This is a genomic window from Lacihabitans soyangensis (assembly GCF_024343775.1).
In the GTDB taxonomy this organism is placed as follows: domain Bacteria; phylum Bacteroidota; class Bacteroidia; order Cytophagales; family Spirosomataceae; genus Leadbetterella; species Leadbetterella soyangensis.
Window position 1 is genome coordinate 41,842 of the sequence record NZ_RJUF01000183.1, and the last position, 24,078, is coordinate 65,919.

Sequence of the window (24,078 nt, forward strand, 5' to 3'; positions counted from 1 at the left end):
TTATTGGGCATATAAAGAAAAAATACGTTTATTTTGATTCGTAAATCACTAAAAAATGGCAAAATTCTTTTCTTTAGAAAACTTAAGGTCTGTTCTGGGTTCATTTATTACGGCTACCGGGAGATTTCCTGTTACCCTGCTTTGCAGTTTGGCAGGAACAGTGTTTTTTGTAATGATGGCAACTGACGATGCTCATAGCAAGGAAATAGAAAAGTTGGCTACCACATTTTTATTGTTTTTGCCATTGTTTTTTAGTGGAGAGGTTTTTGAAGAAAGGAAAATTACACCGCGGTTTACGGTGGTTGGCTTGTCAGTTTTGGCGTTTCTACTATTTTATTTCTTCGGCTCTCCTGCACCCGCTGATATTTTTTACAATAAATCGTACATGATTAAATATGGTGTTTTGGTCATAGTATTTCATTTATTGGTTTCTGTTGCTCCTTATATTTTCAAAAATAACCCTTCTGGTTTTTGGCAATACAACAAAACGTTGTTTATCAATATATTAACGGCTTTCTTGTATAGTGGTACACTAAGTGCCGGTTTGGTTTTAGCGTTCTCAGGAATTCAGAATCTTTTCGAATTAAATTTGAGTAATGACTGGTATGTTTATATTTGGTTTGGGGTTAACGGTTTTTTCAATACACTCATTTTCACTTCTAAGCTGCCAAGTATAGACAAGATAGATGCTGAAACCGAATTTCCGATTGGATTAAAGTATTTTACACAATATGTTCTGCTACCATTGGTGGCCATATATTTGGGTATTTTGGTTGCCTATGAGGCCAAAATTGCCTTGCAATGGTCTTTGCCCAAAGGCTGGGTGAGTATCATGGTGTTGGCCAGTGCCATTTTTGGTATTTTGGCGTTTTTGCTCATTTATCCGCTTAAAGAAGCCAATAGGTGGATTCAGACTTATACCAAACTTTACTACTGGATTTTATTGCCTTTGGTGGCTTTGATGATGGTAGCTATTTATGTCAGAATTTCGCAGTATGGACTAACTGAACCGAGGTATTTTGTTGCACTTTTGGCAGTTTGGTTGCTTGGGGTAGGTTTATATTTTTCGATTTCAAAGGTAGATAACATTAAAATCATTCCGCTTTCGCTATTGTTGGTTGGTCTGTTTGGTATTTATGCCCCTTTTAATGCTTTTCAAAGTTCAAGAATAAACCAAGAAGGCAGGTTGGAGAAGGTTTTGAATAAATATAAAGTTTTGAAAGGGGGTAAAATAGTTGTGCCGGCTAATTTGAAATTAGATAGCGTGAATCAGGACAGAGTTTTTGCGGCTTTAGAATATCTTTCTGAAAATCAGCCGGAAAGATTGGAAAAGTATTTAAGTAAAAAACAATTTGATGAGTTGATTGCTGAAAAAAATGAATATAATCGTAGTCAGCTAGTAATCAAGCTGACGGGATTTCCTCAGAAAAAGACTTTTGACTTACATAAATTCTTTAGTGTTAAAAATAGTGAGTTTTTGGTTTTGGATAAAGCAGATTTTCTTATTAGCCCGAATGAGTTTCGGGAAGAAGTAGATGTGGTCAAAATTGGAAATGATACTTTCGATTGGGATTTGAAACAAAATCAACTTAATGTAAATATTAATTCAAAAGAAAAAATTGGCTTTGATTTAAATGAATTGACGAAATTAAACGCAAGTGATTTGCCTATTTCTGATCTAACGTTTCTGAAAGATAGTGAGAAATATAAAATGAAGCTTTACGTGGAAAGTGGAAACTCAAGAAATGGAGCCTTGGAGAATGTGAAGTGGAAACTATTACTGACTAAGAAATTATCAATTAGTGACTAATTTTTTTATTTTCGATTTGAAAAATCGAAATACTTAAATTTTGATTTTTGACATTATGTCTAACCCACTCTACAAAAAACTCGGACTGAAAGACGGTCAAAAAGTGATTTTGACTAATATTCCTGAAAACTATTTTGATTTATTGATAGAAGTGCCAGAGGTTGAGGAGGCCGAAGGAAACGAACAGGCAGATTTTGTGCATATTTTTGAAAGTAGTTTGTCTGCATTGGAAAAATCTTTTGCTGAAGTATTTCAAAGGCTCGCCCAAAAAGGTATGATTTGGGTCTCTTGGCCTAAGAAAACTGCTAAGGTTCCAACCGATTTAGACTATCACTCAGCTAAATCTGTTGCTGTTAAACATGGCATGGTTGACGTCAAAATAAGTGCTATTGACGATACTTGGACGGCATGTAAATATTTGGTGCCACTCAAAAATCGCAAGTAATTATTTTCTGGAAACAGATTCAACTTCGATATCTAGTTCGAAATCCTCGTTTCCAAGTTTCATGCTTTCAAATTCTTCTTCGGGTCCCACAAATGCATTGATATCTACATGTCCTGATATACCTGAAACTCTTCCTTTTTCAGTATACTGCCAAAATTTGAGATTTGGGCTTTTTACCAATGAATGGATATTGCCAGAATTATAATCAGCCAGCCAAAGTGAGTAGTTCTTGAAATGACCTTTGATGTATTTGTTATAGATTGAAGTATTGGTGTAAATAATCGGACGAATACCGTAGTGTTTCTCCACAATTTGCAGCCATTTCATAAGGCCTTTTCTTACGGTTATAACGTTGGCATTGGGGCTGTCTTTTTCAAAGTCTAGCACGGGAGCCAGGTCTCCATCACGTAGTTTTACATTATTGATAAAGTTTTTGGCTTGGTCAGCAGCTCCTCTCGTAGGATGGTAGAAATGGTATGCCCCACGAACGATGCCTGCGTCTGAGCATTCTCTCCAATAAGAATGGAATCTGGTGTCTTCATGCGTGGCCCCTTCGGTTGCTTTTAAGAAACAAAAACTTACTTTGAACTCATTATGTTCAGCTATTTTGTCCCAATCCACATATCTTTGGTGATGCGACACGTCAATACCATGTATGCTGTATCGTTTGGTAATGTGCTTGTGGCTCGGAGCAAAATTGAGTGAAAGAATATTCAAAAATAATGTGAATACAACCGTAAAGTTTAAGAACATGTGTCTGAAAAAGTTTGATTATTAACCAACACTTTAGAGCAATTATTGTGCCGTTTACTCAGTTTTATGCGTGTTAATTCCCCGAACTTTCTTCTTTTATTTTTTTTCTTTAAAAATTACAATTTCGCTATAAAACAAAAATGAGCCAATGCATATTGACTCATTTTTGTTTTTTTATGAACAAATAAAAACTTCAGAAATTCCTTATTTTGCTCTTTTGGCTAACTCCGCATAGGGTATAATAAGTTCTCTGCCAAGTGCTTGTCCGTTTCTGTAAGTTTGAGTTCTTAGGCTCAAGAAACCTTTTGGTACTTCGAAAGCCCCTTTGTATTTATTCGCAAAATTTACAGGATAGGTATTGTCTATGCTGTAATAGATTTCGGTATTTGGAACATTGTTGGTAAGTTCCACCATTATTTTTTCACCATCTTTTTTTACCTTAACAATGGGCTCATATACGGCTTTTGAAATATTGGTTTTGGCAGCATCAAATCTGTAGAAATGTGATTCGACTCTATTCACAAAACTGCTCCAGTTTTTGGCTTCCTTAGGACTCCAGAGCGTTTCTATGGTAGAAAATGCTCGTGGATATGTCATGTAGTAAGCGAACTGAAGGTTTGGAATCATTTCAGTCCATAGATTGGCCTGTCCTCCAAGAATATATTTTGGATCTACTCCTTCTGGTACAGGTTCAAATTCGAAGGTTTTTTCAAGTAAGAGTTCGGCATAAATAGGGTTTTCTACACTTTTGTCGCCTTGCATATAGTCTATGTATGCGTATGTAGTAGGAGTCATTACTACCGGAACGCCCATTTTAGCAGCTTCTATTCCTCCTTTCATCCCTCTCCAGCTCATCACAGCGGCACCCGGAGCTAGACCACCTTCAAGTATTTCGTCCCACCCGATAAGTTTTTTTCCTTTGCTGCTTACTATTTTCTCAACTCGCTTAACAAAATAGCTTTGTAGTTCATGCGTGTCTTTTATGTTATTTTTTTTCATGAAAGCCTGTACATTGGCATCTCTTTCCCAATATCCATGATAGCTTTCGTCTCCTCCCATGTGTATGTACTGGCCTGGGAAAAGTGCGGCCACTTCGGTCATTACTTTGTTTACAAATTCGTAAACTTTTTCGTCGGCAGGGTTGAGGGTGTTCTCAATGAGCATCTCGAAAGTGCCGTTGGCGTACCATTCGGCAAACTTAGCACCAGGATTTACAAAGGTTGGTTTTTTCAAAGTTGATAGCTCAGGATAAGCTGCCAAAGCCGCCATGCTATGTCCTGGAATATCAATTTCGGGTACAATAGTTATATTTCTTTCAGCGGCATATTTTACGACATCCTTTATTTGTTCTTGGGTATAAAATCCACCATAGGTAGCTTTTTCACCTTCTTTTGGTTGCGGTCGGTCTTCGCCGAATTTTCCGTAACGTTCTACTCTCCAAGCTCCAATTTCTGTAAATTTTGGTAATGATTTTATTTCTATTCTCCAGCCTTCGTCGTCTGTTAAGTGCCAGTGGAAAACGTTGAATTTGTACTGAGCCATTTTGTCGATGTAATCTTTGACAGCATCAACGCCAAAGAAATGGCGGCTATCGTCAAACATCAAACCTCTCCAGCCAAATCGTGGATAATCCTTTATTTTGCAACCCATCAACATACCTAAACCCATTGGTCGGTCTTTTGATTCAAATTCACGGGGTAGCATTTGTCTCAATGTTTGTAAGCCATTGAATATTCCAGCGTTGGCATTTGCAAAAATTTCTACGGTATTGTCTTTTACTTCAAGCGTGTAACCTTCGGTTCCCAGCACGGCATCTTTGGTTTTAAGCAAATCCAAGATGATTACCTTATTGGCACGGTCAGGATTTGGTACCGCTTTGATGTTGAGGTTTAGCCCTGCATTTTTGAGAAAAGCTTGAAAGTTTTCCGTCATTTTCTTGAGTTCAGGGTTGTTGGCTTTTAGATCAATACTGGTTTGATTATCAAGCATAAACATTCCCTCTTTGCTTTCGAAGCTCACCGGAGCGGGTATAATGGTGTGTTGAGCTTTGGCATACATAGCTCCAAAACACATAAAGATTATCAGCAGATGTTTTTTCATCAAGGTTTGATTTTTGGTTTGGGGTGTAATTTATTAAAATTTTTTAAGAACTCAGAATTGTTTAGGGTGTATTCTTTCTTGTGTGGCTTTTGTGTTAAGTTTTTCAATAAAAAATGAATGGTTTGTAAAAGATTTTCATTTTGAATATATACATGAATTTATAAAAATATCGGATAATTTATAAAGTGCACTTATAAAAATATCGGTTTTTTTAAAGTGTATATTTAGTTTGTTCTTCCAATTTATTCAATTCAGCCAGACTGTTTTGGGAATTAAAGTCAAGTACTATCTTTGCAGCATTATCCAAAATTTTTAATTTATATTAATGAAAAAAACGTTCACATTATTGGCACTAGTTTTATGTTTTTCAATGACTATTTCTGCACAAGTAGTTAGAGTTGGGATTTTAGGAGCTGGACTTGGCGGTGGTCAGAATTCCGGTCGTTTGGCGGTCCATATTTTTGAAGCAGCCTATGCTCCAAGTCCAAGAATCGATTTTGGTGGTTATTTGGGAGCAGCCGTTGGTGGTAACAGCGAGTCGGCTTCAGCAGGAATTAGATATGGTGCTCAAAGCAAATTTTATCTGATGACAGAAAAATTTAAACCATTTGTTGGCTTACAGTTAGGCTTAAACACTAGAGCAAAGGTTGATGTAAATTCGGAGGAAATAGCTGATGCTGGTACAAAATTTCAAGTGACTCCACAAGCGGGATTCAGAGTTGGTCCTTTGAATATTTGGGCCTCTTATCAAAACGGATTTATGGTCAACGGAGGTCTTGTTTTCGGATTTGGAAAGTTTGAATAAAAGTTATCTAATTGATTATAAACACAAAAGCCAGCCCCTAGAGCTGGTTTTTGTGTTTTAGGGTATTCTTATTTCAGCGAAATCTCCGCCAAAACTGGATGATGGTCAGATGCAAAAAGCCCGGCCCAGGTATTGCTCAGAGTGGCGTGCTTAAGCACTTTTAGTTTTGGGTTATTCACAAAAATATGGTCTATTTCACTTTTTTCTCGTTCTTTCGGCTCAAATCCAGTAAAAGTATCGTTCGGCCCAAAATGGGGCGTTTGGCTGATTGCTTTGGTATTTGTTAGCCCAGACAAAATAATCTTTATCGGCTCAGAATCAGGAGTAGCATTGAAGTCTCCAGTAAGAATGGCCGTTTCAGTTCCTGCAATTTCTTTTATTTTCTTTAGAACTAGTTTGGAGCTTTCTGCCCGTGCCACTTGGCCAATGTGGTCGTAATGCGTGTTAAAAACATAAAATTTCTTTTTGGTTTTGAGGTCTTTAAAATATCCCCAAGTCACGATTCTGGGCAGATTGGCATCCCAGCCTTTACTGGGTTTTTCGGGTGTTTCACTGAGCCAGAAAGTCTCTTCTTTCAGTAGTTTAAATCTCGTTTTGTTGTAAAAAATAGGTGAGAATTCTCCCTTCTCTTTGCCGTCTTCTCGGCCAAGTCCAAAGTGCCCGTATTCGGGCAACCTTTCCTGGAGGTCATTTATTTGGCCTAAGAGAGCTTCTTGCATTCCACAAAAGTCTGCTTTATAAAATTTCACCATTTCGGCCGCATGGTCTTTTCTGTTATCCCATTTGTTTATGCCGTCACGCTCGGTATTGTATCTGATGTTGAAGGTCATCACTTGGATGGTTTGTGCATAAACTTGGCTCTGGACCAAAAGAAGAAAAGCAATAAGAAGTAATTTCATGAGGGGGTTTGTTGTATCCGCAATGCGAAAGGTTGAATAAAATATTACTGAAAGTTTTAAGAGCTTTGAGGTTGATTTTAAGGTAACATCTCTCAAAAATTTAATTTTTTCAAAAAAGGATATAATTATACAAAGAAAATAATATTATTTTTATAATTTTAATACTCTACTATTTTGATAGACTAAATAGATTACGCTACATTTGTTAAATAATATAACCAGAATAAATCAACGATGTTGTCTCTAAAATAATTTTTGAAAAAACCAGCCTGGCTGCAACCAGACTGGCGGATGCTTAACAAAAATAATATCATCGCTAAATGAGCTGCCTTGTGAAAGGCCAGTTTTCTTATTTTCAATTAAACAATTTCAAATTAATGAAAAAACTTTTAAATTCTAGTCTTCTAGTAGGAGCATTTTTATTTCCCCTACTAATTTCTGCCCAAGACAAACCCATCATCAACGCCACGGTATCAGGTGTAGTATTAGACGCTAAAACCAACGAGAGAATCATCGGAGCCACTGTATCAATCAAAGGAACCACAAATGGAGCCTCAACAGACGCCAACGGTGAGTTTGCACTTGTAACAGGTCAGAAATTGCCTTTCACGCTCATTGTTTCGTTTATCGGCTATATCAAAAAGGAACTCGTTATCAATGATAGCAAAGTAGAAATCAGAATAGAACAAGATACCAAGAACCTGGCAGATGTGGTAGTAACCTCAAGACGTAGGCAGGAGGCGGTTCAAGATATTCCGATTCCTATTTCGGTAATTCGTGGCGTAACAGTAGAAGACCAAGGAGCTTTTAACGTAAACCGTCTGAAAGAATTGGTACCTACAGTTCAATTTTATGCTTCAAATGCTAGAAATACTACTTTGAATATCAGGGGACTAGGTTCAACTTATGGACTTACCAATGACGGTATTGATCCGGGTGTTGGATATTATGTTGATGGTGTCTATTATGCTCGTCCAGCGGCTACAGCTCTTGACTTTATAGATATCGACCAAGTAGAGGTACTTCGTGGACCACAGGGAACTTTGTTTGGTAAAAATACTACCGCCGGTGCTTTTAACGTAACTTCTCGTACCCCAACGTTTGACCCATCGGCTAGTTTTGAGTTGAGCTATGGTAACAAAGGATATATACAAGCAAAAGCGTCGGTTTCAGGCCCTTTGAGTAAGAAACTAGCCGCAAGGGTATCATTTACTGGAACTCAAAGAGACGGTTTGTTATACAATACACGTACACAAACCAATATTAACGACATCAATAACATAGGTGTGAGAGGGCAGTTATTATTTAAGCCTACTGATAAAATCAATTTTACTTTCATAGCGGACGTTACAGATCAAAATCCAGTGGGTTATGGTTGGCCAGTTGCGAAGGTAGTGACCACCAAACGTGCAGCCTATCGTCAGTTCAATGCTATAATTGCCGATTTGGGCTATACCATTCCTTACAAAAGTGCATTTGAGAGAATCATAGACCAGGATACTCCATCAAGAGCAGGTAATCAATTGGGTGGTTTGTCGCTGAATGCGGATTTCAAAATTGGTGGAGGTACATTGACCTCAACTACGGCCTGGAGATACTGGAAATGGGATCCATTGAATGACCGTGACTATACGGGCTTAAACTCATTTTCTATTTCAGCAGGAACTTCGTCGCATGACCAGTATTCACAAGAATTTAGATATTCGGGTAAAATAAATAATAAAATAAGTGGTGTTGTAGGTGCATTTGGTTTGTGGCAGGATCTAAGAACAGATCCCGTTCATACAGAAGAGGCAGGTACTGCACAATGGCGTTTTGCCCAAAGTTCTACCAGTGCTTTATGGAAAACCCCAGGTCTGTTGGATAATTTCGGTATTAAAACCACTTATGACATTATATCTTCAAGTGCGGCATTGTTTGCCCAAGCCGACTGGGCCATTACTGAAAAACTACATGTTTTACCGGGTATCAGGTATAATAAAGATACCAAAAAGGTTAATTATAGCCGTGTAACCTATGGTGGTTTACAAACCACGGATCCAGCATTGTTGGCTTTGAAGAATGGTGTTTATAGTAACCAAACCTTCGACATAGATGCCAATGAGGATAACTTTTCAGGCCAGTTAACTTTACAATACAAGGTTAACAAGAATGTAAATTCTTTTGCAACCTACTCATTGAGTTACAAGCCTATTGGAGTGAATGTAGGAGGGTTGCCAACCGCCAATGGTAGAGTGTTAACAGAGTTAGCTACCGTTAAGCCAGAAGCGGTTTCGCATTGGGAATTCGGTGTAAAAACCAAGCCAACTGCGAGTTCAGTGTTAAACATAGTTTTCCATAATACCAACATCAAAGACTATCAAACACAAGTACAAACACCGGAACCTGGTGTGAATAGGGGTTATTTGGCCAATGCAGAAGAGGTGAATGTGCTTGGAATTGAAGTTGATGGAAGTATCAGAGTCAACAACCACTTTACGTTCAATGGAGCATTTGCTTACACAGACGGAAAATATGTAAAATTCACCAATGCACCTGTGCCTATTGAAGAAGTTGGAGGGCCAACAGCCTTCAAAGATATTTCCGGTAGTGTTTTGCCAGGAATTTCTAAATATGCAGGATCATTGGGTACCGAAATCACCGGAAAAGGTAGCTTGTTTGGCCTAAAAGGTAACTACTTTGGTGGCTTAGATGTATATTATCGTTCTACGTTTTCTTCAAGTCCATCCCCTTCACAATTCTTAGATATTGAAGGCTATGCCTTGCTAAACGGCAGAGTTGGTTTCAGAGCTTCAAATGGTATTTCACTATTTGTTTGGAGCAGAAACTTAGGTAATAAGGACTACTACGAGCAACTTTTGGTAGCTCTAGGAAGTGCAGGCCAAATCGGTGGTATTTTGGGTGATCCACGTACCTACAGTGTAACTCTGAGATTTACACTTAACTAATCTTTAGTTTTTTGGGAGTAGGAGTTTATCTACTCCCATTTTTAAACTTTCGTGGCAATCATAGGGGTTGGCAAGGTTTCATAAACCTAGTTTGGTGGTTCGAACCCACCCACGAAAACAAAATCATTTATGGGATTTACAAAAAAGACAATTTACACCATTAAGGCATTGGTTTTTCTGAATAAAAAAGAGAGGCTGATTAATGTTTCGGAGATTGTAAAAGGTACTGAAATTCCGAAAAAGTTTTTAGAGAGTATCATGCTCGAACTTAAAAAGAATGGGTTTGTGGAGAGCTTTCAAGGTAAATTAGGAGGATATAGGTTACTTAGAAAACTTGAAGATATTCCTGTTTTGGAAATATTAAACTTTACCGAGTGTAAGGTTAGGCTTACAACGGAATGTGGCGAAAATTGCGAATGCATAAGCAAGGTAGACTGTAGGTTTAAGGCATTGAATCATGAGATATTATCTTATTATCTAAAAACTCTTCAGAACCTCAAAGTTCTTGATTTTGCCTGATGAAAAAGCTGGTTTTTTTTAAAAATTAATGACTTTGAATTTAATAAAATTAAGCTATTTGGTTTGTAAAAAATAACACTCAAACATGCTCTATTAATTGTAAATGTAAGATTGGGTAAACAGGAAATGATAATAAATTTTGAAGTGTTTAGAATATTCAACTTTAGACCTCAATACTAGTAATTTAAAGATTAATCAAATATGAAAATTTTGATATTAATTGTTCTTTGTTCTTTTTCATTTTCGGGGTCATTTGCTCAAAGAATTACTCAAACTGACCAGCAATTGTGGTTGGGGTATTTTAATCAAATTCGTTTTAGCAATAAATGGGGTTTGTGGTTTGATACGCATTTTCGTACAACAGACCAATTTGTAAAAGAGCCTTCAAAGTTTTTGGCAAGAGTTGGTGCTATGTATTATATCAATGACAATTTGAAATTTACAAATGGGTATACTTTTGCTAATCATTTTCCCGAGGAAGCTCACCCAGAAATATCACAGCCTGAACACCGATTATGGCATCAGTTTCAACAGCACAATACATACGGAAAAGTTAGAACAATGCATTGGCTTCGCCTAGAAGAACGTTTTCGTAGAAATTATAAAGATAACCAATTGGTGGATGGGTACAGATTCGATGAAAGAATAAGAGCTAATTATTTGATAAACGTGCCTTTGAGCAAAAAAGGAATAGTCCCAAAGACATTTTCGGCGATTGTAAATGACGAAGTAATGCTGAACCTTTCAAAAAAAAATATTTACAACACCTTTGACCAGAACAGGTTATTTGTTGGTTTAGCCTATAATGTTTCGTCACACTCCAATTTGCAATTTGGGTATATGAATGTGTATCAACAGCTTGCTGCTGGAAATAGATATTTGAATTTGAACACTATTCGAATATTTTATTTTCAAAATTTAGACTTCCGTAAAAAAGATAAATGAGAGTTCTTCACTCTCAGCAATCTAATTTGCTAATAATTTTTTTTGTGGCAATTATCTGTTGTTCTGTTAGTTACGGCCAAAAGTCAGATTCCGTAGTGGTGGGAAATCAATTGTGGCTGGGTAACTACACAAAAATCAGGTTTTCAGACCATTGGGGATTATGGCTGGAGCCGCATTTGAGAAGGACAGACAATTTCACCAACAAACCGTTTCAGACAGTGGCAAGAGTGGGGGCAATTTATTTTTGGATGATGCAAGTCAGCTGTTGGCTGGTTACACTTTTTCAAATTTTGGTTCTGAATACCAGCGGTTTAACGGTGTTGAAAACGAACAAAGAATATGGCAACAGTTCCAGTCTGCTTCATACCTAAGTAGAAGATTTAAACTTTCTCATTGGGTTAGACTTGAGGAGTGTTTTATGAATCAAGTCGTAGAAAGCAAATTTGAAATGCGTGCGAACGGAAATTTGAATTTTTCAGTGGATTTGGCATATTGGAAAAAGCAGAAAGGTATGTTGTCGATAGTGGTTTACGATAATTTTTTCCTTTATCTGAGAAATGTCACTGCTGGACAAGACATTTTTGATCAGAACAGATTCTTTTTAGGATTGGCTTATCCGAGCAACAAGAGAAATTACTTGCAAATCGGATATCTCCTTGTGAATCAGTTGAATAGAAATGAAGTCTATACAAGAAATCATAACATAGGCATTTATTGGTTTCAAAACATCAACAATATTAAAAGATAAGATAATGAAACTAGATATTTTATTTTTTGCAGCTCATCCAGACGACGTGGAGGTCGTAGCAGGAGGAATAATTTTGAAACACTTGGCATTGGGTAAAAAAGTAGGTATAATTGATTTCACGTGTGGTGAGTTAGGCACTAGGGGCAATGCTGAAATAAGAATTATAGAAGCGACAATGGCCTCAAGTATTCTTGGACTGAGTTATAGAGCTAACCTAAATTTTGCAGACTGTTTTTTCGAGGTCTCTAAGCCCAACATAATGAAGGTAGTGGAATGTATTCGTAAACATCAGCCCGAAATAGTCATCACAAACCCAGAAATTGATCGACACCCAGACCACGTGAGGGCATCAAAAATAGTGAAGGAGGCGGTTTTTATTTCTGGTCTTGAAAAAGTGACTACGCTAAATGAGTATGGCGAAAAGCAAATTCCGTGGAAGCCCAATTCTTTGCTTTACTACATTCAAGATACTTATATTGAACCCAATTTATATTTTGACATTACGCCATTTTATGAAACCAAGGTTAAGGCCTTCAAGGCTTATAAAAGTCAATTCTTTGATCCAGAGAGCAATGAACCCGAAACTATAATCTCAACCCCAGAATTTTTCAGAAGGGTAGAAGCCCGCAACATAGAATTTGGTAGAAGAATAGGAGTAAAATATGCTGAGGGATTGGTTAGAGAAAAGGCAATTGGTATCCACAGTTTGTTCGATGTGATTTAGCGACATTTTTGTACTATTTCTATATATTTTTTTCGGTGATAGACTGTTTTGTAAAATAAACAAATGATGCAAATAATTATAAGTCAACAATTTGTGTATTTTCACGAAACACAAAAATAAAGTTCAAGTTTTTGTTGCGATTTATTATTTATATAAATATCTTTGTCTATCGATTAAGTAGATTATTAAACTTGTTGCTGTTAACCACCAACAGCAAGTAAAAGAATCAAACAATGAAAGATTTCTGTAATTATCCTCTTTTTGTGGTTAATCATTCCATTTCCATATTTGGCTTGACAAGCCGAATGTGCTGTTGTTGCTAATTTTCATTTCATCAATTCCGACATTTCCTAGAAACCACTGCTGAAGTAGTTTGGTGGTTAAATTGCTTTGGCAGCTGGTTCTGGGATATTAATATTCTCATTATGAAATCACTTATATGTTTTTTGGGTTTGTTGTTGCTAACTAGCTCCATCACTGACAATCAAAGGTCTGTGGTGTTTGAAGGAGGTATTTTCAAAACAACCGACCCTGAAACCAACAGACCCAAGACTGTAAAAATAGGCAGCATTGAGGTTGATAGATATTTGGTTACTGTGGGCGAATACCAAGAATTTGTAAACACCACAGGTTACAAAACGCAGGCTGAACAATATGGGAATTCCATCATTTTTGATTCAAAAACCCAAAAATGGGAGTTAGTCGAAGGTGCAAACTTCAGGTTTCCGTTTGGGCCAAATGCTTCACCAGCTATTTTGAATCATCCAGTGACGCAGATTTCATGGTACGATGCAGTGGCCTATGCCAAATGGAAAGGAAAAAGACTCCCAACTGACGCAGAGTGGGAGTATGTGGCCAAATCGAGAGGCAAATCAAAGGAAATTTATCCCTGGGGAAGTCAAGATTTTGTGGATGGGAAATATTTAGCGAATAGCTGGCAGGGGGCTTTTCCTTATTACAACTCTGGTGCTGACGGTTTTCTAACTACCTCACCAGTTGGTTTTTTTGGAGAGGATAGGTCGGGCCTCACCGACATGGGAGGCAATGTATGGCAATGGTGTCAAGATGCCGTTCAATCCACTGGCTGCAACGCTGAGGATGATTTGAGTGTAAGAAGAATCTGCCGTGGAGGGTCTTTTATGTGTGACAAAAATGTTTGTCATGGATACAAAATCGGCAACCGCACCAACTCTACACCAGAGTCGGGCATGGTACATATAGGATTTAGATGCGTTAAAGATATTAAAATTTAAAAGACCATGAGTTTTGAATTAGAATGTCCAGTGGACTTTAAAACAATCGATGAAAACAAAGCCAGATTTACGGCTCTTTGGGTTTTCCTATTAACCATTACATTTTTGGTGGTTGAAAATTGGCTTCCTATAGGTCTTTTACTTTTTGACTTTAGTCTAAGGGCCTTTGAGTCTGGCAAATTTAGTCCATTAAATAAGCTGTCTGATTTCGTAATCAACCTCGTTAAAATTGATCCCAAACCAATAGATCAAGCACCTAAAATTTTCTCTGCTAAAATAGGCTGGTTTTTCTCCATTTCAATTATTGTGGCACTTTGGTTTGAAGGGTCCGATATTGCCATCATTTTGGCAGCTGTTTTAGCTCTTTTTTCATTATTGGAATCCTCCATTGGGTTTTGTGCGGGATGTTATGTATATACTATTTTAAAAAAAATATTAAAATGAAACGATGTTGTAAAAAATAAAAAACCAGCCCGGCGGCAACCGAACTGGCAGAAGCTTAACCAAAAACAAGTTCATCGCGAAATGAATATCGGAAACCAGGTTTCCAAATCTTATTTTTTAATTAAACCAATACAAAGTAAATGAAAAAAATTCTTTACCAGATATGCCTTGGCATTTTACTCATTCCATTGGCCGTTTCGGCTCAGGAAACCAAGCCTTTAATCAATTCAAAACTCGTCGGTAATATCATCGACCAAAAATCAAAAGAACCTTTAGTCGGGGCAACTGTTCAAATTAAGGGTACGACTCATGCTGTCACGACAGATGTCAATGGTAAGTTCTATTTTCAAACAGGTCAAAAGTTTCCTTATACACTGGTTATAAGTTTTATAGGTTTCAAAACCAAAGAAGAAATAGTAAATGAGGAGGCCGTAACTATTCAACTTGAAGAAGACCAAAAACTACTTAATGAAGTGGTGGTAATTGGATACGGTCAACTCTTGAAAAAAGATGTGACGGGCTCAATTGAATCGGTAAATTCACAAAGTATTAAAGCCGTTCAAACCAGTTTAGACCGGGCTCTGCAAGGAACAGTAGCTGGCGTAAATGTTACCCAAACTTCTGGTCAGCCCGGCGGTGGAATAAGCGTTCGGGTAAGGGGAGGAAGCTCAATTCAAGGTGGAAACGAGCCATTGTATGTTGTAGATGGATTTCCAATCTATAACTCTGACCAAAATGCTGGGGTGGCTAGTGGTTCAAATTCCAATCCTTTAGCTTCTATTAATCCATCTGATATTGAGTCTATTACGGTTTTGAAGGATGCTTCTTCCACGGCTATTTATGGATCAAGAGGAGCCAATGGGGTCGTCATCATAACCACCAAAAAAGGAAAAACCAATGAGAACAGAGTAAGCTACGATGTAAGTTATGGTGTACAAAAGCTCAATAAGAAACTGGATTTGTTGGATGCCAAAGGCTTTGCTCGACTGCGAAACGATGCTTTATTTGATTCTGCCCCAGCAAAAGGTAAAAACCAATATTTATCAGAGGAGCAAATAAACGCCTTGGGTGCTGGTACAGATTGGCAGGATGAAACATTCAGAAGTGCCAAAACTCAAAATCATCAATTGTCTATTTCTGGTGGAAGCCAAAGGACCAGATATGCGATTTCTGGAAACTATTTCAACCAGGATGGCATAATAAAAAACACCGATTTTAATAGATACAGTGCCAGAATAAACCTAGACACGGATATCAACAGTAAGGTGAGATTCGGATTGAACCTGACAGGTACAAAAACTACCGCAGACCTTGCTCCAACTGGCTTAGTATCCGCGATAATTAGTATGCCTGCCACTGCAACTGTATTTGATGCCAATGGAAACTATACACTCAGAAACCCATTTGAAAACATTTTCTCGAATCCCATAGCAGCATTAAATAAGCGAATTAACAATTCAAACGCATACAGGGTCTTGGCCACAACGTATGGTGAATATGATATCATCGACGATTTGGTATTAAAGGTTTCATTTGGCACTGATATTCAAAACAATCGTGAGAATAGCTATTTGCCCACCTCTATTTTCGAAGGCTTAGCATTGAATGGGGAAGCAAGAATCGGATATTTCAATTCAAGCTCTTGGCTGAATGAGAACACCTTAACCTACTCGAAGGCCATTCAAAATAAGCATTTCTTCAACATTTTAGCTGGTTATACCCAACAACGCAATACCAGAGAAATAGTGAGTACAGGTTCGCAGAATTTTGTAACAGATGCACTGACTTACAATGCTTTGCAAAGTGGTAACACCCCTTTAACACCAGTATCCTCATCAAATACCTGGGCCTTAAATTCTTATTTGGGAAGAGTAAATTACAATTTCGAAGGTAAATATTTCGCAACGGCCAGTATTCGTTCGGATGGATCATCTCGTTTTGGTGTAAACAACAAATGGGGTTATTTTCCATCAGCTGCTTTGGCCTGGCAAGTGAGTAAAGAGAATTTCTTCTCACCACTTTCTGCTGCTATCAACAGTCTGAAAATCAGAGCTTCGTATGGCTCTACTGGTAATCAAGAAATCGGGGAATATCAGTCGCTTTCCACCTTAGAAAGTGTAAAGTATATTTTTGGGGATCAAATTGTTACCGGGTTTCGACCTTCAAGAATCGCTAATAGCTTTTTGGGTTGGGAGCAAACCAATCAATTTGATGGGGGATTGGACTTGGGCATTTTGAAAAACAGACTTTTCTTAACCTTAGATCTTTATCAAAAAATCACCTCTAATTTATTGTTGGATGTTCAGATTCCATACACTAGTGGGCATACTTCTTCACTGCAAAACTTTGGATCGGTTAGAAACAGAGGTATAGAAGTAGGAGCTAACACCCAATTGGGTAGCGGAGCATTTTCTTGGTCTTCAAACTTCAATATAGCCTTCAATAAAAACGAAGTTATTCAAATAGGCAATGGAGCATCATTTTATACTTTCGGAAACTATATCGTGAAAGTGGGCGAGCCACTGGGTAGTTTTTATGGAGCAGTTACAGATGGTGTTTTACAAAAAGCAGATATCGAAACCAAAGGGAAACTGACTGGCAATGCCGTACCCAAAGCTGGCGATAGACTTTATAGAGATATCAATGGCGACGGAGCATTTACCACTGCGGCGGATAGAACAACCATAGGTACTGCTCAGCCCAAATTTACCGGAGGGTTTAATAATACTTTTAATTACAAAGGTTTTGAGTTAAATGTACTTTTTCAAGGGTCTTATGGTAACAAAATCTTAAACGGCAATGGTCAATCTTTGGAGCTTTTTAATGGCCAACAAAACGCTTCTATTGCTGCATTAGACAGATGGACGGAAACTAACCCAAGCACCACCATTCCGCGTGCAAAGCTAGATCCTGCTCCAGTTTTCTCTGACAGGTATGTGGAGGACGGATCATTTTTAAGAGCCAAAAACGTAAGCTTAACTTATAGTTTGCCAAAACCACTTTTGGTAAAAGCAAAAATAGAAGCTGTAAGAATCAGATTGTCTGGGCAGAATCTATGGACATTGACAAATTACACAGGCTTTGATCCGGAAGTTACGAACGGTAGCTCTATCTCGCCCGGAACCGACAGTGGTATTTATCCAACTTCCAAAACCTATTCTTTGGGCTTAAATCTAACTTTCTAAACTTAAAATCATGAAAAATAAAATCATAATAGCTTTAATATCAATAAGTACGCTTGCCTGTAACTCATTGGAGGAAGTGCCTTTGGGTTTGGTTTCATCATCGACTTTTTACAAGAGCGATAAAGATGCTGATGCGGCGGTCATAGCTGTTTACAATGCCATCAACAACGGTCAGCATACGCTTTACAATCGATTGATACAGATAGGTACGGAAATGGCCACCGACGACTATGAGGCTGGTCCAAGAGCCAGAAATGCACATGTAAGAGCCTTATCAGGTCTTACACATGATCCATCCAACGACCGAATGCTGGAGTTGTGGAGACAGAGCTACGATGGCATTAATAGAGCTAATATTGCCATTGATAATATTTCTTCTAATACAAATCTTACTGCCCAAACAGCCAAAAACTTGGTGAATGAAGCCAAGTTTTTAAGAGGTTTGCTATATTTTAATTTAGTTAGATGGTTTGGCGGTGTGCCTTTGGTGCTGCATGAAACTACCACTTTAGATGCAACTTCGTTGAATGTATCAAATGCTACAGAGCCTGCTGTTTATGACCAAATTATAAAGGATTTGACAGATGCCGAAGCCTTGCCAATTCCAGGAAAAGAAACCATAAAAGGAAGAGCGACAGCTGGTGCGGCGAAAAGTTTGTTGTCAAAAGTGTATCTAACGCAGAAAAATTGGGCAAAAGCTGCCGAAAAAAGCAAAGAAGTCATAGACAGTGGCTGGTATGATTTATTTGCCAACTATGCCGATGTGTACAATGTGGCCACCAAAAATGGTAAAGAACATATTTTTTCGGCTCAATCTAAAGGCCTTACCAATTGGAACGGCAACATGTTGGCAGGTTCTTCGGCACCTTTTGTAGTGCCAGGCATCACGGGTGATTATGCCGATGCCCTGCACAAAGAAGGAAAACTATTTGCGGCTTTTGCAGAAACAGATAAACGCAAATACATCACTTTTGGAGTAGAATTTGTGAGTCCAACGGATGGAAAAACTTACAAAACCGACCCGCATTTTAATAAGTATTTTGACCCAGCTATACCTACGACGCCTTATCAATCTTCTAAAAACACCCCAATCATTAGGTTTTCGGAGGTTTTATTGATTCATGCCGAAGCACTGAATGAGCAAAATTCAGGTCCTAATGACCAAGCTTATGCTGCGATAGATAGAGTGAGAACACGTGCAGGCATTCCATTGCTCAAAACTACTTCACCAAGTCTTAGTCAGGCAGATTTTCGAGAGGCGGTTTTTGAGGAACGAAGAAAGGAGCTGGTTTTTGAGTATCAACGTTGGTTTGATTTGGCCAGAAGAGGTGCAGATTATTATGTTGCCAAACTAAAAGCTGCAGGAAAGACCAATGCACAAGCCAAACACATTCACTTTCCAATTCCCCAAAGAGAATTAGACCTCAATCCAAATCTTAAGCAGGTGGCAGGTTGGTAATTAAAATATTTTAGACTCGATTATTTTAAACATTTAAAAATGAAAAAAACACTTATAATATTTACTGCCATTTTGAGTCTTACAATTGCGGCTCAAGCACAAAAAAAGTCAAAAGTTCAGGAAGTTAAGCCAGACAGTCGTCCTAATGTTATACTGATTATGGTGGACGATATGGGATATTCAGACCTCGGCATTTATGGTTCTGAAATAGCTACGCCCAATTTGGATAAATTGGCAACGCAGGGTCTTCGTTTACGTGAATTTTATAACAACTCCATCTGTGCCCCAACGCGAGCCTCTTTGTTGACAGGACAATATCAACATAAGGCAGGAGTTGGATATTTTGACGTCAACCTAGGTTTGCCGGCATACCAAGGCTTTTTAAACAAAGAGTCTTTGACTTTGGGGGAAGTTTTTCGTTCGGGTGGTTATAGCACGCTATTGTCTGGCAAATGGCATGTTGGTGATGACAGTTTAAGCTGGCCAAAGCAACGAGGTTTTGATAAATTCTATGGAATCCTGAAAGGTGGAGCAAATTACTTCAACACAAAGCCGCTTTACATTGGTGGTCAAAATGGGTACCCTGTCACGCTTTTGAAAGATAACACGCGTCAGTATCCAGCAGATGATTCTTACTATTTTACTGATGAGATAGGCAAAAACGCAATTGAGTTTTTACAGGAACAAAACAATGAAAAGAAGCCATTTTTCTTGTACCTAGCATTTACAGCACCGCATTGGCCGCTTCAAGCTAAGCCCGAAGACATCGCTAAATACAAAGGAAAGTTCGATAAAGGGTGGGATGCATTGAGAGAAATAAGAATAAATAAACTCAAAGAAAATGGCATTCTTTTACCAAGTCAAACCATAGCTGCCCGTGATCCTGAAGTGCCGGAATGGGATAAATTAACTTGGGATGAGAAGGATTTTTGGAAGAAAAAAATGGAAGTTTATGCCGCTATGGTAGACAACATGGACCAAAACGTAGGCAAAGTATTAGAAAAACTGAAAGAGCTTAAAAAAGATGATAATACCTTAATTATTTTCATTTCTGACAATGGAGCTCAGGGTGGTTTTAATACCTACAATCCTTTAAGAAGAGGAAAAGTTGTAAATGCTGGTCCTATTGGCACCTCAGGTTCATTTGACTATCAAGAACAAAACTGGGCATACTTATCCAACACTCCACTTCGTCAGTACAAAAACAATATGCATGAAGGTGGATTCAGTTCTCCATTTATTGCTTGGTTTCCTTCCAAAATCAAGGCTGGTAGAATAGACAAAGGCACAGGTCATTTGATAGATCTCGCTCCAACTTTTTATGATTTAGCGGGAATAAAGTATCCTGAAAACTACAATGGTATCAAAACCAACCCACTGGCGGGTAAAAGTTTGTTGCCAGTATTGTTTGGAGATGCTTCTGAAGTAAATAGGGGCGAACCAATTTTTTGGGAAAGAGCGGGCAACCGTGCGGTAAGAGATGGCAAATGGAAGATTGTTTCCACCTTTCCAGCTTATAAATGGGAGCTATACGATTTAGAAAACGACCGTGGTGAAACCAAAGATTTGGCAGAGGCTCACCCTGATGTGGTAAATAGACTCTCAACATCTTACAACCAATGGGCAGAAAAAACTGGCGTCGTAGAATACAGTAAAATTCGTCCCGGAAACGAACTAATACCTGGAGCTGCCGCACGAAGAAATCAATAATCCCTAAACCTATACCGAGGGAGAACGAATCTTTCTTCTCCCTCTTTTACATCTTGTTTTATGAAAAAACTAAGTTTTGTCTTTTTGATTATGCTCGGGAGTCTAAATGGATATTCCCAAGTTTTCAATTTGGTAGAAGAACTTCGAAAGGGAAAACTGGAGTTTGTACATAGACAGAATGATAAATTTGGTTTAAATAACATTAAAATATCAAAGGGTTCAGGAGAAGGCTTAGTTTGGCTGAGAAATAAGAAATTAAAGACTGGTACCATTGAAGTTGATATCAAGGGAGAAGATGTTTTTCAGAAAAGCTTTGTTGGAATTGCCTTTAATGGACAAAACGATTCTACTTATGAAGCCATCTATTTTCGTCCTTTTAATTTTCATGCCACGGATTCTGTTCGAAGGATTCATGCTGTGCAATACATTGCTCATCCAAAGTATACTTGGAAGCACCTTCGAGAGTTTCGAAACGCAGAATTTGAAAAGGGCATAAAAAATGCACCAGATCCAAATGGCTGGTTTCATGCTAAAATTGTTGTTTTGCCGACTTCGGTTACTGTATATGTTGATAACAAACAAGAACCTTCATTGGTAGTTAATCGCTTAGTTTCGAATAAGAAAGGAACAATTGGTTTGTTTTTAGGAGATGGTTCAGGTGGAGAATATAAAAATTTAAATATTTATTAAGAAAAAATCCTCTCAAATCAGTTTTTTCTTATATACTCTATAAAATATATAGACTAAGTATTTATATTTGTATAAAAACAATTAAACTTCATGAAAAAAATAATTGCGATATTGATAGTTTTGGGTTCTGTGAATCCGATAAATGCTCAAAATAAGCTTCAGACTGGCGTTTGGCGTGGTACGTTTTCTGTTTTTGAAGGAAATGAGTCGCCCTTCAATTTTGAGGTTACGAGCAAAGATATAATTCTATTAAATGCCTCAGAACGCTTTGAGTTAAAAAATTATGGAATAAAAGGAGATTCTATTTTCATTCCAATCGAAATTTTTGATGCCATTATAAAAGCTAAAATTGAAACCAATTCTTCCATTTCTGGTGTATTGAAAAAGTACAATTCCACTACACCTGATATTCCGTTTAAGGCTATTGCTGGCAAAAAGTATCGTTTTTTTGAAGAATCCACACAAGCAAATGTAAGTCTTCAGGGCAATTGGGACTTTTTGATCGGTACTACAGGCAACAAAACAGTAGGAGTTTTTAACCAGACCGGAAGCAAGCTTACTGGTACCATATTAAGTACCACTGGCGATTATCGTTTTTTCGAAGGAACAGTAAAGGGCAATGAATTTTATCTTTCGGCATTTAGTGGTTCTAGTCCATCGCTGATTAAAGGCTCTGTAAATGGTGATGAACTTACAGCTGAAATCATTGGATTGAGAGGAAGTCAAATCGTAAAAGGTACTAGGAATGCTAAAGCAGCCCTGCCCGATGCATATACTTTGACAAAACTCAAAGAAGGAGCAGAATTTAATTTTAGTTTTCCTGATGCTTTTACAGGAAAATTGGTCTCTCTGAAAGATGAAAAATATAAAGGAAAAGCTGTTATTGTTACAATTTTAGGTTCATGGTGTCCAAATTGCCTCGATGAAGCCCTTTTTCTTTCACCTTGGTATAAAGCCAACAAGTCAAGGGGAGTGGAGATTATAGGATTATCTTATGAAAGAAAAAATGACCCAGCTTTTGCAAAAACTCGTTTAGAGGCTCTTAAAAAACGTTTTGATATAGACTATGATCTGCTATTTTGCGGATTAGCTGATAAAAATGGAGTTGCTCAGTCATTGGCTGCTTTAGACAATTTCCTTTCGTTTCCTACCACGATTTATATCGACAAAAATGGTAAGGTTCGAAAAATTCATACTGGATATTCTGGACCAGCTACAGGTAAATATTATGAAGAATTTGTAAAGGAATTCAACGAAGAAGTCAATCATTTGCTGAATCCTGACAAATCGGCTAAGCTATAATTCATTGATAATGAAAGCACATTATTCTTTATCTGAAATAACTCTTTATTTTCTTAAATTAGGTACCGTGGGTTTTGGAGGCCCGGCGGCTCTTATAGCCTACATGCACCGTGATTTGGTAGAGAATAAATCTTGGATATCAGAGGAAGATTACAAAGAAGGATTGGCTTTGGCACAATTGGCTCCTGGACCTTTGGCGGCACAGTTGGCCATATATTTGGGTTATGTTCATTACAGAGTTTTGGGTGCAACCATCGTCGGCTTGGCATTTGTGATACCCTCTTTTTTAATGGTAGTACTATTGGGTTACCTCTATACGCTCTATGGTGGACTTTCTTGGATACAAGCTGTATTTTATGGCATAAGTGCTGCGGTTATCGGTATCATAGGTTTGAGTTCCCATAAACTAGTTACCAAATCTATCGGGAATGATTATTTTCTTTGGGTAATTTTCGTTATAACTGCTTTGTTTACAGTTATTACTGAGTCTGAAAGTGTTTGGCTGTTTTTTATTGGAGGTGTTTCTTATACGCTGTATAAAAACCCTCCCAAATTCCAGAAGACCAATTTTATTGCTCCTCTTGGCTTAAGCTTTTTAGGTGTGAGTGCATCAGATTCGGATATTTTAGTCAAAATTGCACTTTTTTTTGCCAAAGCAGGAGCATTTGTTTTTGGTAGCGGATTGGCGATTGTTCCGTTTTTATACGCTGGTGTGGTTAAAGAATATCATTGGCTCAACGAAAAGCAGTTTTTGGACGCTGTGGCAGTAGCCATGATAACCCCAGGGCCTGTCGTTATCACTGTTGGATTTATTGGATATTTGGTTTTGGGTTTTAAAGGGGCACTTGTAGCAGCTTTAGCCACTTTTTTGCCATGTTATTTTTTTACGATCTTGCCAGCACCTTACTTTAAAAAATATGGTGGCCTTCCTCGAATCAAAAGTTTTGTAAGTGGCATTACTGCCGCTGCCGTTGGGGCCATTTCTGGTGCAGTTATTATTTTAGGGAAAAGGTCATTGTTGGATTTCAATACGATTGCGATAGCACTCATAACGGTTTTGCTGTTATGGAAATATAAAAAGATTCAGGAACCAATTGTTATTCTGGGAGCTGCAGTTTTAGGTTATATTCTCAAGAATCTGGCAATCTAAACAGGTTTTGATTTGAACGTTTAAATTGTGTTTCAATCATACAATTTAAAGGTTTGTCAAACAAAAGCATGAGCTTCTCGTGCTTTTTGTTTTTCATTAAAAAATGAATTAAAAAGGCGTATTTCTTTGGAAATTTTAATTCATTATATAATATTTGCATATAAGTCTATAAAACATATAGATTATATA

The 24,078-nt window shown here is 37.7% G+C and carries 19 protein-coding genes; 16 read left to right on the top strand and 3 right to left on the bottom strand.

Annotated elements, in window-relative coordinates; all coding sequences use genetic code 11:
• The first annotated feature begins 55 nt into the window (after positions 1-55).
• Both EGI31_RS20935 and EGI31_RS20940 read left to right on the top strand, forming a co-directional pair.
• Positions 56-1,810 (top strand): DUF4153 domain-containing protein, encoded by a 1,755-nt coding sequence (locus EGI31_RS20935; protein ID WP_255039118.1) that lies wholly within the window; start codon positions 56-58, stop codon positions 1,808-1,810.
• Positions 1,811-1,865: 55 nt separating this feature from the next.
• Positions 1,866-2,255 (top strand): DUF3052 domain-containing protein, encoded by a 390-nt coding sequence (locus EGI31_RS20940; RefSeq protein WP_255039119.1) that lies wholly within the window; start codon positions 1,866-1,868, stop codon positions 2,253-2,255.
• Here the strand turns inward: EGI31_RS20940 and EGI31_RS20945 are convergent, their stop codons facing one another.
• Both EGI31_RS20945 and EGI31_RS20950 read right to left on the bottom strand, forming a co-directional pair.
• Positions 2,256-3,008 carry a glycoside hydrolase family 25 protein gene (locus EGI31_RS20945; protein WP_255039120.1) on the bottom strand — a complete coding sequence of 251 codons (753 nt, stop codon included), beginning with the start codon at positions 3,006-3,008 and terminating at the stop codon, positions 2,256-2,258. It abuts the gene before it with no gap.
• 204 nt (positions 3,009-3,212) lie between these two features.
• The gene (locus tag EGI31_RS20950) at positions 3,213-5,108 is read right to left on the bottom strand and encodes a beta-N-acetylhexosaminidase (protein ID WP_255039121.1); all 1,896 of its coding nucleotides are present in this window, start codon (positions 5,106-5,108) and stop codon (positions 3,213-3,215) included.
• 325 nt (positions 5,109-5,433) lie between these two features.
• Here EGI31_RS20950 and EGI31_RS20955 point away from each other — a divergent pair, with 325 nt between their 5' ends.
• Positions 5,434-5,913: a hypothetical protein gene (locus tag EGI31_RS20955; RefSeq protein ID WP_255039122.1), complete on the top strand. Its 480-nt coding sequence runs from the start codon at positions 5,434-5,436 to the stop codon at positions 5,911-5,913.
• A gap of 68 nt (positions 5,914-5,981) precedes the next feature.
• Here the strand turns inward: EGI31_RS20955 and EGI31_RS20960 are convergent, their stop codons facing one another.
• Complete coding sequence (locus tag EGI31_RS20960) at positions 5,982-6,812, bottom strand: endonuclease/exonuclease/phosphatase family protein (RefSeq protein ID WP_255039123.1); 831 nt, start codon at positions 6,810-6,812, stop codon at positions 5,982-5,984.
• Between the two features lie 377 nt (positions 6,813-7,189).
• Here EGI31_RS20960 and EGI31_RS20965 point away from each other — a divergent pair, with 377 nt between their 5' ends.
• The 13 genes from EGI31_RS20965 (at position 7,190) to EGI31_RS21025 (ending at position 23,889) form a co-directional block, all read left to right on the top strand.
• Entirely contained in the window at positions 7,190-9,760 is a 2,571-nt protein-coding gene (locus tag EGI31_RS20965) for a TonB-dependent receptor (protein ID WP_255039124.1), read from the top strand.
• A 129-nt stretch (positions 9,761-9,889) separates the two neighbouring features.
• Positions 9,890-10,279, top strand: coding sequence for an Rrf2 family transcriptional regulator (locus tag EGI31_RS20970; protein WP_255039125.1), 390 nt, complete (start codon positions 9,890-9,892; stop codon positions 10,277-10,279).
• Between the two features lie 201 nt (positions 10,280-10,480).
• The gene (locus EGI31_RS20975; RefSeq protein ID WP_255039126.1) at positions 10,481-11,224 is read left to right on the top strand and encodes a DUF2490 domain-containing protein; all 744 of its coding nucleotides are present in this window, start codon (positions 10,481-10,483) and stop codon (positions 11,222-11,224) included.
• 160 nt (positions 11,225-11,384) lie between these two features.
• Entirely contained in the window at positions 11,385-11,972 is a 588-nt protein-coding gene (locus EGI31_RS20980) for a DUF2490 domain-containing protein (RefSeq protein ID WP_255039127.1), read from the top strand.
• Positions 11,973-11,976: 4 nt separating this feature from the next.
• Positions 11,977-12,696, top strand: coding sequence for a bacillithiol biosynthesis deacetylase BshB1 (gene bshB1 / locus EGI31_RS20985; RefSeq protein WP_255039128.1), 720 nt, complete (start codon positions 11,977-11,979; stop codon positions 12,694-12,696).
• Positions 12,697-13,121: 425 nt separating this feature from the next.
• Positions 13,122-13,949 (top strand): SUMF1/EgtB/PvdO family nonheme iron enzyme, encoded by an 828-nt coding sequence (locus EGI31_RS20990; RefSeq protein ID WP_255039129.1) that lies wholly within the window; start codon positions 13,122-13,124, stop codon positions 13,947-13,949.
• A gap of 6 nt (positions 13,950-13,955) precedes the next feature.
• A complete protein-coding gene (locus tag EGI31_RS20995) occupies positions 13,956-14,393 on the top strand; it encodes a DUF4395 domain-containing protein (protein ID WP_255039130.1) in 438 nt (145 codons plus the stop codon).
• A 140-nt stretch (positions 14,394-14,533) separates the two neighbouring features.
• Entirely contained in the window at positions 14,534-17,578 is a 3,045-nt protein-coding gene (locus tag EGI31_RS21000; protein ID WP_255039131.1) for a SusC/RagA family TonB-linked outer membrane protein, read from the top strand.
• Positions 17,579-17,588: 10 nt separating this feature from the next.
• Complete coding sequence (locus EGI31_RS21005; protein ID WP_255039132.1) at positions 17,589-19,037, top strand: RagB/SusD family nutrient uptake outer membrane protein; 1,449 nt, start codon at positions 17,589-17,591, stop codon at positions 19,035-19,037.
• Positions 19,038-19,076: 39 nt separating this feature from the next.
• The gene (locus EGI31_RS21010; protein WP_255039133.1) at positions 19,077-20,747 is read left to right on the top strand and encodes an arylsulfatase; all 1,671 of its coding nucleotides are present in this window, start codon (positions 19,077-19,079) and stop codon (positions 20,745-20,747) included.
• A 60-nt stretch (positions 20,748-20,807) separates the two neighbouring features.
• Entirely contained in the window at positions 20,808-21,437 is a 630-nt protein-coding gene (locus EGI31_RS21015) for a hypothetical protein (RefSeq protein WP_255039134.1), read from the top strand.
• Between the two features lie 90 nt (positions 21,438-21,527).
• Positions 21,528-22,739 carry a peroxiredoxin family protein gene (locus EGI31_RS21020; protein WP_255039135.1) on the top strand — a complete coding sequence of 404 codons (1,212 nt, stop codon included), beginning with the start codon at positions 21,528-21,530 and terminating at the stop codon, positions 22,737-22,739.
• A gap of 10 nt (positions 22,740-22,749) precedes the next feature.
• Positions 22,750-23,889, top strand: a complete 1,140-nt coding sequence (locus EGI31_RS21025) for a chromate transporter (protein ID WP_255039136.1) — start codon at positions 22,750-22,752, stop codon at positions 23,887-23,889.
• Positions 23,890-24,078 lie beyond the last annotated feature (189 nt).

Coding starts and splice junctions, on each gene's coding strand:
- EGI31_RS20935 (WP_255039118.1), top strand. CDS start 56: ATGGCAAAATTCTTTTCTTTAGAAAACTTAAGGTCTGTTCTGGGTTCA.
- EGI31_RS20940 (WP_255039119.1), top strand. CDS start 1,866: ATGTCTAACCCACTCTACAAAAAACTCGGACTGAAAGACGGTCAAAAA.
- EGI31_RS20945 (WP_255039120.1), bottom strand. CDS start 3,008: ATGTTCTTAAACTTTACGGTTGTATTCACATTATTTTTGAATATTCTT.
- EGI31_RS20950 (WP_255039121.1), bottom strand. CDS start 5,108: ATGAAAAAACATCTGCTGATAATCTTTATGTGTTTTGGAGCTATGTAT.
- EGI31_RS20955 (WP_255039122.1), top strand. CDS start 5,434: ATGAAAAAAACGTTCACATTATTGGCACTAGTTTTATGTTTTTCAATG.
- EGI31_RS20960 (WP_255039123.1), bottom strand. CDS start 6,812: ATGAAATTACTTCTTATTGCTTTTCTTCTTTTGGTCCAGAGCCAAGTT.
- EGI31_RS20965 (WP_255039124.1), top strand. CDS start 7,190: ATGAAAAAACTTTTAAATTCTAGTCTTCTAGTAGGAGCATTTTTATTT.
- EGI31_RS20970 (WP_255039125.1), top strand. CDS start 9,890: ATGGGATTTACAAAAAAGACAATTTACACCATTAAGGCATTGGTTTTT.
- EGI31_RS20975 (WP_255039126.1), top strand. CDS start 10,481: ATGAAAATTTTGATATTAATTGTTCTTTGTTCTTTTTCATTTTCGGGG.
- EGI31_RS20980 (WP_255039127.1), top strand. CDS start 11,385: ATGGCTGGAGCCGCATTTGAGAAGGACAGACAATTTCACCAACAAACC.
- bshB1 (WP_255039128.1), top strand. CDS start 11,977: ATGAAACTAGATATTTTATTTTTTGCAGCTCATCCAGACGACGTGGAG.
- EGI31_RS20990 (WP_255039129.1), top strand. CDS start 13,122: ATGAAATCACTTATATGTTTTTTGGGTTTGTTGTTGCTAACTAGCTCC.
- EGI31_RS20995 (WP_255039130.1), top strand. CDS start 13,956: ATGAGTTTTGAATTAGAATGTCCAGTGGACTTTAAAACAATCGATGAA.
- EGI31_RS21000 (WP_255039131.1), top strand. CDS start 14,534: ATGAAAAAAATTCTTTACCAGATATGCCTTGGCATTTTACTCATTCCA.
- EGI31_RS21005 (WP_255039132.1), top strand. CDS start 17,589: ATGAAAAATAAAATCATAATAGCTTTAATATCAATAAGTACGCTTGCC.
- EGI31_RS21010 (WP_255039133.1), top strand. CDS start 19,077: ATGAAAAAAACACTTATAATATTTACTGCCATTTTGAGTCTTACAATT.
- EGI31_RS21015 (WP_255039134.1), top strand. CDS start 20,808: ATGAAAAAACTAAGTTTTGTCTTTTTGATTATGCTCGGGAGTCTAAAT.
- EGI31_RS21020 (WP_255039135.1), top strand. CDS start 21,528: ATGAAAAAAATAATTGCGATATTGATAGTTTTGGGTTCTGTGAATCCG.
- EGI31_RS21025 (WP_255039136.1), top strand. CDS start 22,750: ATGAAAGCACATTATTCTTTATCTGAAATAACTCTTTATTTTCTTAAA.